Consider the following 14,607-nt stretch of genomic DNA (forward strand, 5'->3'; position numbering starts at 1 on the left):
ATATTAATGTTTACAAATCCTAATGATTGATGTTTGTAAACTACTATTAATAACCATCCTGCTGATGCCATATTGGTTCTAAATTCTGAATATACATTTCCACAAGTATAAAATCCATTTCCACCTTGCTCTACAATAGATGTAACCACTCTACTACAAGTATAATAGCCATTATTTAAAGGACTTAAAAATGTATTTTCTGGCAAAATTGACTGATTTTGACCTTGTGGTGTTTTAAAATTTATTGCTTTTGTAGAGATATCTACATTCCCTGATCCATTATTTCCTGACCATATAAGCACTGCATAATCGATTTCTGCTCCTAATGGAATTTCTATCTCATCTGATGAACTATTTTGGCTATAATCAAATGTAGTACCTCCATTAGTTATAGCTGGTGGAAGATTATTCACAAAATTTGCCCAGTTTGTGTTGGCTGAACTAGTTGTATCTGTTGTAATCCAAGTTCCACAAACTCCACTAGTACCAGGTGAATTACAGCCCTGATAGATATTATTAAAAGTAATACAAGATCCATTTAATCCTAATGTATTACCTGCATAGTCTAACATTCCATTAATATTTTTTGAATATATATTCTGCAAACTCATATTTTTGCTCCTTTATTCATTCTTAACATCCCATAATCTGTATTCAAAGTAAATCTCACAATTTGTTAATGTATCATCTATATTAATTGATTTACTGTCTAATCCAACTACTTTATATCCTGGTAATTCTTTAGCTGAATATATATATTTATCAGGTTCAATATCATTTATTACAGTAGGTGGTATTATTTCTTCTCGACTTATAATATCTACATATTTGACAGTAATTTTTCCTAATATTTTTTTATAATTAAATTGAATATTTTTTTCAGTATTATACTTATCTAAATCAACTTCATAATAAGAGTACTCTATATTAAAATACCCAGGTATATATTTTGAGTTGAGCGTATAACTATTTAAATCCAAGTTTTCATATATAACCGCTGGTGAAATTTCTACTTGATTATCATAATCTATATATTGAATTGTAATTTTTCCTAGTATTTTTTCGTATTTAAAAACTATTTCTAAATCAGAATAATCTGATAGAATCACTACTTCCTGTGTCGAATCTCCCAGTACATTATATCCAAATATCTCTACAGCTTCATATACATTACTATCTAGATTTGTATCATTATACACAATAGGGCTTATAATATCTTGACTAGAATTATTGTCTATATATCTAACTACTATTGATTTAGCTTCTCTACTAGAGTTATCTATTTTCTCAATAGTATTAATATCCTCTTCCTCCATTTGAGTGTCTTCTGTCTCTACAAATTTACATTCTTCTGTATCCACTTTTTTTATATATATATTGCTTATATAGCAAATATTATCGTCATATATAAATGCGGCCCATCTATCTACTATTTCAATTACATCTATTTGGGTATTTATATCCATTCTATTAACTATTTCTGCATTAGACAATGGTTGCACTTTTATAGGCGCTGAATTTGTAGTTATCTTGTAAATCATATTTATCATCTCCTTATGTTTTTAGGAAAAAATCCCTTACTGTATAATATTAAGTTTCTATATATATAGTTCTTCTATTTTTTTAAATACTGCTCATTAATTAATATTTTTAAAAATATACATTTTTTTGTATTATATTGTAACAAGTCTATATATGCATTCATATATTTTTATTAAGAAGTGATTGAGTACTTCTAATTTATATTAACTAATTAAAAAAAGGAGAAACATATTATGGCTAGAAGTGTAGCAGCAATAGAAGTATTAGTCAGCGATCTAGTACAAGTTATGAATAAAGATCTGTATTTAGGAGCTCTAACTGATAATAATATAACCACTGAAGTTTGTTTTGATTGTTCTTTATGGAATAATGGATACGTAATAACAACTGGTACTGTACCTCAAACAATAATACCGCCTGTAAAAACAACGGTATCTGGTATATTAACAGATATAGTTGGTTTATTAAATGATGAGTTATCAGACTCTAATTTAAAAGACTTCGGATTTAAAACTCAAATTGAAAGACTTTTAACAATTATTCAAGACCTTCAAAATAAAATAAATTCTATACAATGTAATAACACATGTTCAGATGTTACTTTAACATCTCAATTATTAGCTACTCTAGTAATGACAGTTGGACAAGTATTAACAATATTAGAGTTATTAAATGGATTACTTTCTTATATAGGAACTTGTGGATGTATAGGAAGTAAATTATTTGATTTATTAATGGGTAAATTTATAAATTCTATAACAGATTTACAAGGATTAATGCAAGATTGGTATGGAATAGTAATGACATTCTTCCAATATTCTGCTATGCCATCAAAATCTTATGTTGCATCTTATATGCCTAGACAACAAATAGCACCTCCTCCAATGCCTAACCCTACTGGATATGCATGTGTTCCTGCTCCTCCTCAACCAAGACAATGCGGTGGATATCCTCAACAAGGCGGACCATTATACTAGAATAAAAAACTACTGCTTTACTAACTTACACGTTAGTTTAGTGGTAGTTTTTTTATTGGACAAGTCACAAAAAAATTTAACACCCATATAGTATTATCAAGAGTCTAAGTTCAGACTTAAATATTATATTGAAAAGGGGTTTTGACAAAATGTCTAGAAGTGTTCCAGCAATAGAAACTTTAGTGAATAATTTAACTACACTTATCAACAAAGATTTATATTTAGGGGCTTTGAATGATCATAATATAACTGCTACTATTTGTTTTGATTGTTCTTTATGGAATGTTGGATATGTAGATAATACAACGACTCCGCCAACGGTTATAATTCCACCTATAAAAACAACTATTTCTGATTTATTAGATGATATGATAAGCTTTGTAACTGACGAACTATCAGATGCATCTATTACAGATTATGGATTCAAGACTCAACTTGAAAGGTTTTTAGATGTACTTAGAGATTTAAAAAACAAAATTAATTCTATTCAGTGTAATGATGTTTGCTCTGATATTACACTTACAGCACAATTATTAGCAACACTAGTTGTATCTATACTTCAATTAGTAGCTATATTTGAAGTTATCAATGGTTTACTTGCTTATATAGATACTTGTGGATGTATCGGTAGCAAGTTATTCGAATTATTAATGGCTAAATTTGTAAATTCTATAACAGATTTACAGGTAATAATGCAAGATTGGTATGGAATAGTAATGACATTCTTCCAATACTCTGCTGTAACTGCTAAATCTTATGTTGCCTCTTATATGCCTAGACAACAAATAATACCACCTCCAATGCCTACTCCAATGGGCCATGCATGCGTTCCTTGTCCTCCTAAACCACCTCAACCATGCGCTCCATGTGGAAGTAATAATTGCGTTCCTTATCCTCCATACTGCTAAACAATTTTTATTTAATAATTACCCACTAAACAATTTTTAGTGGGTAATTTTAATTCAATTTCTAGAATAAAATAATAATAGAAATAAGGGAGGTGAATTTATTGGCTGAAAATGATAACTTAAATAATGAACAACAAAATACTAGTACCCCAAATCAAGACTACACACAACAAAATTATACTCAACAAGGTTATGGACAACAGACTTATGGACAACAATCTTACTATCAGCAAGGTGGATATGACCCTTATTCTCAACAAGGCTACGGACAACAGACTTATGGACAACAATCTTACTACCAACAGGGCGCATATGACCCTTATTCTCAACAAGGCTACGGACAGCAGACTTATGGACAGCAATCTTACTATCAACAAGGCTCATATGACCCTTATTCTCAACAAAGCTATGGACAACAGGCTTATGGGCAACAACCTTACTACCAACAAACTAGCTATGACCCTTATTCTCAGCAGACTTATGCTCAACAAAGTCAAGATCCAAATAACCCACTACGAGTTACATTAAATCCCAATAATCCCTCAACTAGCAGCAATAATATTACTCTAAATCTAGATTCTTTATATGAAAGAGTTAATAATGAAATCAGTAAAGCAACCGAAATGATTGATTCGAAAAAAGAGCTAAAAGAATTTCTTACATATCTTATGTATAATCAGGCTAAAATCAGCATATTTAGTTATCTAATTGACCAAGAATCCTGCATTGCCTCAGGTTCTATAAACATTATAAATAATAATACTATTTCTGTTGAAAGTAAAATTGTTTCCTTAAATTTCATTTGTTTTATTAAATTTGATGGTGAAAGTATAAATGAAATGGCAATCAACCAATATTTTCATAATAAATCATTACAATCTATTCCAAATAAAAATAGAAACCATAGTCAATTAAATGATTTTTTTAACTTTCTTCACTCAAAAAAATCATTCAATCAATATGTAAGTATCACACTAGCTACCTCTTTTCTAAATGAAATCAATATGCTAAACATAATAAATTTAAATGAGGAAATTGCAATATTCAAGTCAGAAGATAATTATTATTTAGTTCCATTAGAAAAAATTGTTGCGATTGAGTAATTATATTCATATACTAAATTAACACTTATTACTTTTATAATTAATGTGTAACATAATTTTATTAAAAAATGAGAGGTGCTAATTTGAGTGCTTTATTCAAAAATGTAGATAAAACTATTGTTAATTTTGAAGATAATTTCACCTACACAATTAATATTAGTTTTAGCGGTATTGAAGGGGATATAGATAGTGCAAAAGTAACTGACTTTATTCCATCTTATATAACTTATGTATTGCCTCCTATCTCTGGGTTAATCAAAAATATAACTCAAACACTAGTTGATGAAGGTACCTTAATTACGTTTGACTTTGGTAGAATTACCAACTTAGGAATTTCTATAGCATTAAATCTTATATGTAAATTCAAACTTGGCTCAGATAATCAAACTTCATTTGTAAACACTAGCAATTTGTATATAAATGATAATTTAATAGAAACTAGTAGTAGCGAAAATGTTACTCTTTCTTTTGTTGATGATTTTATTTTAGAAAAAAGCATTGCTATTCCTACTAATAAAAATAGTACTCCTGGTGGAAGGGTTCTATTTACAATTACTTTAAGAAACAAACTTAAATCTCAAGGAGGTAATGGTGATTTAGGTGCTAAGATAAAAAATATTAATATAAGTGACTTACTACCTGTTGGACTTAGTGTAGACTCTAACTATCCAGTCAAAGGTAGTGATATTTCTGCTAGTCCATATGCTGATAACAGATACAATAATAAACTTGGTACTATTGATGAAAATAATAATATTACATTTACATTGGATGATTATTATGGTACTAAGTACAGAATTATTGTTGTCTGCAATGTTGATAGTGATTTAGATAAAGAGATATATTTATCGAATACTGCTACACTTACAATAGATGGTATTTTTAGAAACGATGCCACAGATTCTATTTATATAACAGACGCTAATTATAATTCTACTATAAATAAGTCTGGACCTATGTATTGTGGATTAAATGACTATATTAGCTTTGATTTATCAAATAGCAATACAGGTAATACTGATTTATTAAACTTTACTATTGAAGATATTATACCTGATGAAGTAACTATTTATAGAATAAATACTGGTAGCTTTGCAATAGCAATTATAAATATACCTGTACCTCAAGATTATACTATCGAGTATGAATTAGACAATAGTCAAACATATATCTTGCTAGGGACATATAACACCCAAAGTGCAGTATATGTAAACTTACCTACTTTATTACCAAACCAAAAGATTACTAGAATAAGATGGAATATACCTAATTTTCCAGTTGGTATTGTCCCATCTCAAAATATTATTTTAGATGGAATTTTAACATCTTCCAATTCATCAAATACAACAACTAATATTGCTTTTGCAACATCTAATACAAACAACATTCAAACTTTTGCTCAGTCAACTAAAATTGTAGATACAAGTGGTAAAAGTGTATTAAATGTAAATAAGTATGTTAAAGATAACATAACAAATGTAGTTCCTGGGCAAATAATAAGGTATTCTATTTCTTTCAATGGTAATGAATCTCAAATAAACAGCCCTGTAATAGCTGATTTACTTTCTGAAAAATTAGAATATATAGGAAATGAGCTTTATACATTGTATGATTACTTTAATAATCAAACCATTAAATCTAATATGCCTAGCTTTTCAAGTAATGTCTCAATTGTTAAAGAAGTAATAAGTAACTATAATAATATAGAAAAAACTTTAGTTAGATATGATCTTAACGGCTTTTCATTAAGACAAAAAGGTAAATTTACAATAGAGTTTGATGTCAAGGTAAAAGTAGGTGCTACTGGAACTATTCTCAATAATTGCACCTTAGGAAATAAAGGCGCTGATGCTATAATAGCTACTAATCAACCAAAGTATCTTGATGTTGATGATAGAGATAACGATAGTATTACTGATGAATATTTAGCTCTTAGTTATAATACAAATACTAATATTTTGTACTATGCAGCTTTGTCTACAGATAAGAAAGTTAGGGGAGAATTAGACAATGAATATTTAGAAGAGCCTAATATTGGTTTAACTTTTGAAGGTGGCAAAGTCGACTATAAAATAGTTATAACTAATGTTGGTAATCTTAATTTTGAGTATATAGAGCTGGTAGACATTCTTCCTCATATAAATGATACTGGTGTGATTTTAACAAATAGCCTCAGAAAATCTCAATTTAATGTTTACAATACAAAGCAAATTACTGCCAATATAGTTGAAAATAATATTATTATTAATAATATTATTTTAAATTTACAATTCTCTAAAAGCTATAATCCTCTTAGATTTGGTCAAGATAATTTAGGAAATTCTACTATTGGCTTAGAAGATGATTGGTCCATAGCTTTACCTACTCCTCCAAGTGATACTAAATCTATAAAATTAACTCTATCAAATGAAATTTTACGTCCTAATCAATCATTGATAATAGATATACATTGTATTGCACCTTTGGGTGTATTACCAGATCTAATCGCATGGAACAGTATTGCTATAAAAGCTAGGTATTTAACCGAAACTAATGTAAGTAAATCATTAATACCTGTAGAACCAGAAAAAGTAGGTGTTCAAGTAACAAAAGTTAATAAATCAAGTATTGGTGGTATTTCATGGATAGATAAAAATACCAATGGAAATATAGATAATGGCGAACAAAATTTAAATGGTATATATGTACAACTGTTTTCATCTGATAATTCGTTTATAAAAGATACAATAACTATTAATGATTCAAATGACCAACCTGGGTACTACCTATTTAATAATATAGATTTTGGCGACTATTATGTTAGGTTTGTAAAACCATCTAACCTATTTTTTACAAAATATTCTGCTATCACTCAGAATAAAGCTAATACTAATACTGGCATTACTAAAAGTATAACAACAAGCTTATCAAATAAAGATGTAAGAGATATAAATGCTGGATTTCTAGATTATCCCGATTTGGCTTTAATGTTATTAACACTATTAAATGAAAATATTTATTCTTATGAATGTAATTCTAATGATGATATAGTCTCTTTGATAAACAACTCAAATATGATACTTTTGCAGATACTAAATATTTTTAGAGATATATGTATCTCTGAATTAAATAATCTCAATCTTGGTGATATTGGATATCAAGCTCAGCTACAAAGGCTAATATATGCATTAGATGGCTCAATATTAAAATTAAATAACCTAAATATAATTCCAAACACCTGCGATAATATGTTATTATCTAATATTATATATCTATTAACAGAGTATATTCTATCTATATTACCAATAATCTTTGATAAAAATGGATTAAACTTGTTTTATAATAAATGTGATTGTATCGGATCTAATATTTATGAATTAATAATAGTTAGGTTTATAAATAATATATCTAAGTTAGAAAATTTAAATTCTCAAATGAATACTTTGCTAGGCTATTTATATAATTATAATGCTAATAATTATCCTAAATATATACCAACCTTTAGAAATTAATACTTTTTTATATATTTTGGAGGGGATTTTATTAAAAAGAATATAAATATAACATTTCTAAATAAACTAAAATTTGTATGTATTACTCTTTTAACAACTTATATTATATTGTATTTAATACTAAATATAATATTTGAAAATCATATAATAATCATTTATATAAACTTCGCATTAACTATATCTGTATTTATATTATTCTTCATATTTTTGCTTAGGCAAATGTCTTACCTTAGCGACATTTTAGATTACACCTATAAAATAAGGCTTGGTGAACTAGATTTAAAGTTACCCGTTTTAGGTTATGGAAGCTTTTCTAAGTTAGCTGATAATATTAACTCTATTACTGACTTAGCTAATGACTCTATATCAGACTGTATAAAAACGGATTTAGTAAATACAGATTTTGTATTTAATGTTTCTCAAACATTTTCTATAAATAAAAATGATTTGGTAAATATATTAGAGCGTTCCAAATCATTATCAAATATTAATATGGAAAAAATTAATTTAGTTGAGTTGATTCAAAATAATTTAAATTTATATCAAAATAGTTTTAATAATCATAAATTATCTTTTAAGTATATTTATGAAAAAGATGATATTTATATTGATGGTGATAAAAAACTTCTAGATTTAGTTTTGTCCAAACTTATTGATAATATATTAAATTACTCTTTGTCAAATACAAAAGTTCATATAAATATATATATTATAAATGATAAAGTTCATTTGTCTTTCAAAAATGTTTCTATACAAGAAATATATTTAGCAAATATAAAGAATCCCACTTTATCAAGTATTAGGTTTTGTGAAAATATACTATATATACAGAATATAAAATTTGATATAACCCAAGAAGCTAGTTTATTTAAGTGTATAATGATTTTTGGCTAAAACTTCCTTAGTTAATTAAGGAAGTTTTTATTTACAAGGATTTAGATTACAATTATTTGGATGATTTATAAATTGTGTGTTTTGATTAGGTGGACAAGGTACACAAGCATGTGCATTTTGCATAGCTGGTTGCATCGGTATGATGGGTTGTTTTGGAACATAAGATGCTATATATGGAGATGTTGATGGTGAAGAATAGCTTAAGAAGTTTATAACTAACATATGCCAATCTCTTAACAACACCTGTAACTCTGTTATTTTATTTACCAGTGATCCCATAAATAAATCAAACACAATTACTGTAGAACAGCAACAATTATTTATCTGTGATATTAATGCTAATATAACCTCTAGAATATTCATTAATGACAACAATGTTTGAACTAGTGTATGTAGTAAATGAGACAATATATTGCTACTATCATTACATATATTTATACATCTAACTGCCGATATCTTATTCTTCAAATCTATTATCATACATAATAACCTTTCTATCTGGCTCTTGTATCCAAAGTTCATCAAGTTCTGATCTCGTAATTGACTTTGTAAATTGCATTCTACTTCTATTAATATATTTATCAAGGTCTCTGAAATAGGCTCTATTGTATATGATTTTCCTGCATCTGATTCTATTATTATCCCATTACTCCAAAGGTCGCAGTCAAAACAAATATTATATCCAATTTTATTTTCTGGTAGTATGTTCAGAAAAATATTTTCATTTAACAACTTGATTATTTTATTATTTATATCTACAATATTATCTGTATTTATGTCCATTTCATATTCCTCCTTCTCTAAAATATGTATTTACTAGTATATATATTTTAAATTTTAATATTTAATGTGTAATAAATATTAAAATTTAAAATCGTAGGCTAAATTGCCTACGATTCTTGTCTTATTTAATTTAGTTTATTTTTTACCACTTTCACCTATTAAAAATCCAACTGAGCTACACATTAAATCTCTAATTTGAGATACAGCTGGTACATTTTCTAAGTTATTTGTTATTAGTAATGAACTTAGAATAAATATTGATATTATACAAAATGAAAGAGCAATTGATATTTGTACTATATTTACATCTCTATAAGTGTAAGCTTGCTCTAGAATACAATCTTTATCTTTTTGTGCATCTACCTGTATATCATCTAGTTCTTCTTGTACTTTTTTTAATTCTTGTTTAATCTTTTCTATTTCATCTCTTTTCTTTTTATTGTTAGCCTTTATATTAGAACTTAATAAGAAACCAAATACAGATGCTAATGTGGTTCTAAACACTACTTCTAATGAGTTGTTTATACCACTTCCTCCATCACTAAAAAATGCTATTAATACTATTACTATAAATAATAATGTAGCTACAATTATTAGTGATTTAAAAGCTATATTAAGCTCATCCCAGTCATGTATTAATTCTTTTATTAATAAACTTTTTCTACTACAATCATCTTTCACAATATATCACCAACTTTTAGCATATATATCTTTTCCTAATATTATATTAACGCCAATAATATATTGTGACTTTTTTCTAGCTATTTTGCATTTATTATCAATTTTTAATTAAGTTTAACTCTACTTTAACAATAAATAAATCACCTATTATATCAACTTTTAAACTTCCACCTTGTGCTTCTACAAATCCCTTGGCTATAGCTAGTCCTAACCCTGATCCTTCTGTATTTCTTGATAAATCACCTCTAGTAAACCGTTCAGTAATTTCATTTGGATCAAAGTTTAATTGGTACTTTGATACGTTCTTAAAGGTTATATTTACTTTATCATTTTTATCCTCTAAATCTATGTATACTCTGGTTCCTTCTAGTGAGTATTTAAGTATGTTTGAAATTATATTTTCAAAAACTCTAAATGTATTTTTTCCATCTGCTAGTGTATACACTTCATATTCTGGTACATTAATTATAAAATCTAGTTTGGATTCCTCTATGTATTCTTCCATTTCTACTAGTGTTTGTGCTAGTAGCTGGTTTATGTCATTTGGTTCTAGGTTTAATTCTATGTTATTACTTCCTATTTTTGAAGCTTCGAATAGATCTTCTATTAATGTTTTTAATCTTTGAGATCTTTTGTCTAGTACTTGTACATAGTCTTTTATATGCTCTGGTTGAATGTCTTCTTTTTGCATTAAGCTTATGTAGTTTATTATAGCTGTAAGCGGTGTTTTTAAATCGTGGGATACGTTGGTTATAAGTTCATTTTTCATTCTCTCACTTTTTAATCTTTCCTCTACTGCTATGTTTATGGTTTCTCCTATTTCATTTATATTGTTTACCATATCATCAAGTAAATTGTCTTTTTTGATTTCAATTTTATAATCTAAATTTCCTTTTTTGATTTCCTTTATTCCTGTTTTAATTTTTTCTATATTGTCTATTTTATTTAATATAATCCATAATAGTAGTACATTTAATACTATGATTAGACTCCAAAGTAATATAAATATATAATCTGGATATATTACTCCATATGCACCGTTCATCTTATATAAAATAATAAACACTATAATTTGTACTGTTATGATAAATACTATTACGTATATGTTTTTTACTTTTATATTTTTTATTTTTATCTCACTGATTAATTTTAATAATGGTACTTTTCTATATAATTCATCTTCATTATTATGTCTCAAAAATATGCCAGCATAGTAATAGGATATATACAATAAGCATGTATTTACAATAGGGTATAAATTACTTCGACCATACCTCATAGCAAATATCAGTGAAAAAAGCAGACCAAGCATAATTAATACTACATTTTTAAAAACATTTCTAATCTTAACTTTTCCATCTCGCTTTTTAACTGTTAATATACATAGTATTAAATTTAATAAAATTATGGCAATTGCTATTATCTTTAGAAATATAGCTATAGATATATCTTTAATTTCGTTCATATACCAATTATAACTAGAGTATAATGGTTCATTTTCATTTATATATTTCATATCTTGTATTGCATATTTATCAGGTAATGCAATATATGTAGTCACATCTTCTTTTCTTCTTTGAGCTAAATTACCATAATCTTTCATAGATACTCGTATTTTTTCGTTATCTCTTAATAAATACATTGTATTTTGTTTGTAATTTATTTCATAAACATAGGGATAATTTTTTACAGATTTCATATATTTATCAAAATCAAAAATATCATTTGAGTAAACCTCTTTGCTATCATTATTTATGACGAATATTTTCATAAGTACATTATTAGAGATCAGTTTACGACTTCCACTTCTTCTGGTCAACATACTTTCACTCGCATCATCCCCAGCTACTGCATATACTGAATTATCTGATATAAACGCTATATCTGCCTCTACTCCATAAGTATTGTAAAAATCTACACTTACAAATTCTTTATATCTATAATATAAGTTATCAATCTTATATCCGATTACACTCATGCATAAGCACACAACTAGTACTAGTAAATTCTTATTTTTTATCAATTTTATATCCAACACCCCACACCACCTTTATATATTTTGGTTCTTTTGGATTTATCTCTATTTTTTCTCGTATCCTTCTTATATGTACTGCTACTGTCCTATCACAATTGTACCCTGGCTCTTCCCATACACTTTCATAAATCTGTCTAGAAGAAAACACCCTACCCCTAGTTTTTAGTAGCATTTCTAATATTTTGTACTCTATTGGTGTTAGTTTTACAAGCTCTCCATCTACTGTCACTTCTTTGCTTTCATTATCAAGAACTAACGCTCCATACTCTAATACATCTATACTTTCTTCTTTATAATTACCAAGTGATACATAACGTCTTAAATTAGACTTTACCCTTGCCACTAGTTCTAATGGATTAAATGGTTTAGTTATATAGTCATCCGCCCCCATATTAAGCCCTATTATTTTATCTGTATCCTGTGTTTTTGCTGATACTAAGATTATTGGTATATTCTTTTCTTCTCTAATTTTTAAAGTTGCACTTAGACCATCCATTTTAGGCATCATAATATCCATTAGAATTAAATGGATCTCATTATCCACTAATACTTCTAACGCCTTTATACCATCATATGCCTTATAAACATTTAACCCTTCATTTTTTAAATATATCTCTATAGAATTTACTATATCTTTATCATCATCAACTAATAATATATTCCCTTTTGTCATTTAACTCACCTCGTTTCTTATTTTACCATGTTTATACATTTATTGATAATTTACTATATACATAGTATTTTAAATGTATTTTTTTAAGATAAAGTATCTGAATTATTAAGAATTTATTAAGATTTTTATTTTAACTTTTTAATCCATTATTATTTAAAATGTATGTTCACTTTTATATGCGACATCATATTATAAATTACGACGTATAAATATAATACTAATATATACCGTCATAAATTTTATAAAAAAGGAGGATTTAAATGGGTATTTGTAAACAAAACAACTTATTATTAAATGCAGAATGGGCTTTGGTTTCATATAAACATGTAGATGCATACGTTTGTTTTCAAGAAAAATTAAATGAGTATTTATTATCTAAATATCCTAGATATTATGCTGGAACTCAATTATATCTAGACAAAATATCTCCTAATTCTATGACTATTGTAGGTTCTTACTATGATATTCCTGGAATTTATGAAGTACACGAAATAATGCAAGAAGATATAGATTCTTTTTACAATAAATATTGGCACTATCCTGTTGAAAAATCATCTTTATTAAGTTTTACAAGTAACACTAGAGTAATACCTCCAGAAGAAAATGCTAATCATTGTAAATATTAAATAAAAATAGTTATGCTCCTAATATCTAGGAGCATAGCTGATTTTCAACTTCTTATTTCTTTTGATCTTTCTAAAATTAGTTCATACTTTTAACAGTATTAATTTATACTTACTTATCTAGCTTAAGTTCATAAGAATGCGACTTTAGCTCTTGGTTGTATTCATTTTTTTCATTCTCTACTCCATAAAATAACACTGTTGGAGTTATTTTCAAACTTTTAGAATCTTCCTTTATGTTTCTAAATTTCACCTTAGCAGTATATGATTTTGTTATGCCATCATAACTATTATTGCTAGATATACTTTCTAACGTATTTCCGTCTGAGTCTTCTACCTTACACTCTATACTTGCACTTTCTACTAGCTCTTGTGATATATTATCTGATTTGATTTTTACAGTTGTCGATATCGGTGTAGTCACTACTTTTTCTATAACTAAATTCATTCCATCTTCCAAAGTTATCTTCTTATATATATCAATTTCCTTAGTTGCCTTTTTCATAGCTTCATTACTAACTTCAAAGCTATGCTTCCACTTTCCTTTTTCAATGATTTCATCTTGAGGAAAATCTCCCTTTCCTCCAATCACTACCTTCATATCAAATTTTCCAACTTTACTTATAGGTATCATTGGTTCTAATGTTACTTGTTTAAGCTTTGAATCTTTATCACTATATGTCCCTGAAGCTCCAGCTATTTCAACTTTTTTTCCATCCAAATATATATTAGGCATTATATTCATAGACTGAGTATCTATATTTTCACCTTCTATAGTATACATAATGATGATATTTTCGTAATCAAAAATCACTTCATTTATAGTAATAGCTAGTCCATTATTAGTAACTGTTTTATCTATTATATTTGTATAACCATTTGCATTTGTGCCTTTAT

At 27.1% G+C, this 14,607-nt stretch carries 12 protein-coding genes and 1 pseudogene; 6 read left to right on the forward strand and 7 right to left on the reverse strand.

Annotated elements, in window-relative coordinates:
- Together ACRDBA_RS00400 and ACRDBA_RS00405 are read right to left on the reverse strand one after the other, a co-directional pair.
- A pseudogene (locus ACRDBA_RS00400) lies at nucleotides 1-611 on the reverse strand (hypothetical protein); the annotation flags it as partial.
- A gap of 12 nt (nucleotides 612-623) precedes the next feature.
- Complete coding sequence (locus ACRDBA_RS00405) at nucleotides 624-1,541, reverse strand: hypothetical protein (protein WP_438570973.1); 918 nt, start codon at nucleotides 1,539-1,541, stop codon at nucleotides 624-626.
- Between the two features lie 234 nt (nucleotides 1,542-1,775).
- Between ACRDBA_RS00405 and ACRDBA_RS00410 the strand changes: the two genes are divergently transcribed.
- The 5 genes from ACRDBA_RS00410 to ACRDBA_RS00430 all read left to right on the forward strand — a co-directional run bounded on the left by ACRDBA_RS00410 (nucleotide 1,776) and on the right by ACRDBA_RS00430 (nucleotide 8,915).
- Nucleotides 1,776-2,519, forward strand: coding sequence for a hypothetical protein (locus ACRDBA_RS00410; protein WP_438570974.1), 744 nt, complete (start codon nucleotides 1,776-1,778; stop codon nucleotides 2,517-2,519).
- 149 nt (nucleotides 2,520-2,668) lie between these two features.
- Nucleotides 2,669-3,427, forward strand: a complete 759-nt coding sequence (locus tag ACRDBA_RS00415; protein ID WP_438570975.1) for a hypothetical protein — start codon at nucleotides 2,669-2,671, stop codon at nucleotides 3,425-3,427.
- Nucleotides 3,428-3,528: 101 nt separating this feature from the next.
- Nucleotides 3,529-4,530, forward strand: a complete 1,002-nt coding sequence (locus tag ACRDBA_RS00420) for a hypothetical protein (protein ID WP_438570976.1) — start codon at nucleotides 3,529-3,531, stop codon at nucleotides 4,528-4,530.
- An 83-nt stretch (nucleotides 4,531-4,613) separates the two neighbouring features.
- Nucleotides 4,614-8,021 carry an SdrD B-like domain-containing protein gene (locus ACRDBA_RS00425; protein WP_438570977.1) on the forward strand — a complete coding sequence of 1,136 codons (3,408 nt, stop codon included), beginning with the start codon at nucleotides 4,614-4,616 and terminating at the stop codon, nucleotides 8,019-8,021.
- A 219-nt stretch (nucleotides 8,022-8,240) separates the two neighbouring features.
- On the forward strand, nucleotides 8,241-8,915 hold the full coding sequence (locus ACRDBA_RS00430) for a hypothetical protein (protein WP_438570978.1): 675 nt from the start codon (nucleotides 8,241-8,243) through the stop codon (nucleotides 8,913-8,915).
- 27 nt (nucleotides 8,916-8,942) lie between these two features.
- On the opposite strand, the gene ACRDBA_RS00435 is transcribed toward ACRDBA_RS00430, so the two are convergent.
- The 4 genes from ACRDBA_RS00435 to ACRDBA_RS00450 form a co-directional block, all read right to left on the reverse strand.
- A complete protein-coding gene (locus ACRDBA_RS00435; protein WP_438570979.1) occupies nucleotides 8,943-9,698 on the reverse strand; it encodes a hypothetical protein in 756 nt (251 codons plus the stop codon).
- Nucleotides 9,699-9,833: 135 nt separating this feature from the next.
- Nucleotides 9,834-10,379 carry a hypothetical protein gene (locus ACRDBA_RS00440; RefSeq protein ID WP_438570980.1) on the reverse strand — a complete coding sequence of 182 codons (546 nt, stop codon included), beginning with the start codon at nucleotides 10,377-10,379 and terminating at the stop codon, nucleotides 9,834-9,836.
- Between the two features lie 97 nt (nucleotides 10,380-10,476).
- A complete protein-coding gene (locus tag ACRDBA_RS00445; protein ID WP_438570981.1) occupies nucleotides 10,477-12,417 on the reverse strand; it encodes a sensor histidine kinase in 1,941 nt (646 codons plus the stop codon).
- Nucleotides 12,389-13,087: a response regulator transcription factor gene (locus ACRDBA_RS00450; RefSeq protein WP_438570982.1), complete on the reverse strand. Its 699-nt coding sequence runs from the start codon at nucleotides 13,085-13,087 to the stop codon at nucleotides 12,389-12,391. The genes ACRDBA_RS00445 and ACRDBA_RS00450 overlap by 29 nt, the downstream gene beginning before the upstream one ends.
- Before the next feature lie 260 nt (nucleotides 13,088-13,347).
- Here ACRDBA_RS00450 and ACRDBA_RS00455 point away from each other — a divergent pair, with 260 nt between their 5' ends.
- On the forward strand, nucleotides 13,348-13,713 hold the full coding sequence (locus ACRDBA_RS00455; RefSeq protein WP_438570983.1) for a hypothetical protein: 366 nt from the start codon (nucleotides 13,348-13,350) through the stop codon (nucleotides 13,711-13,713).
- A gap of 109 nt (nucleotides 13,714-13,822) precedes the next feature.
- Here the strand turns inward: ACRDBA_RS00455 and ACRDBA_RS00460 are convergent.
- On the reverse strand, nucleotides 13,823-14,607 hold a 785-nt coding region (locus ACRDBA_RS00460), incomplete at its 5' end, for a DUF5643 domain-containing protein (protein WP_438570984.1).

This window comes from Clostridium sp., from assembly GCF_051654825.1.
Taxonomy (GTDB): Bacteria; Bacillota; Clostridia; order Clostridiales; family Clostridiaceae; genus Clostridium.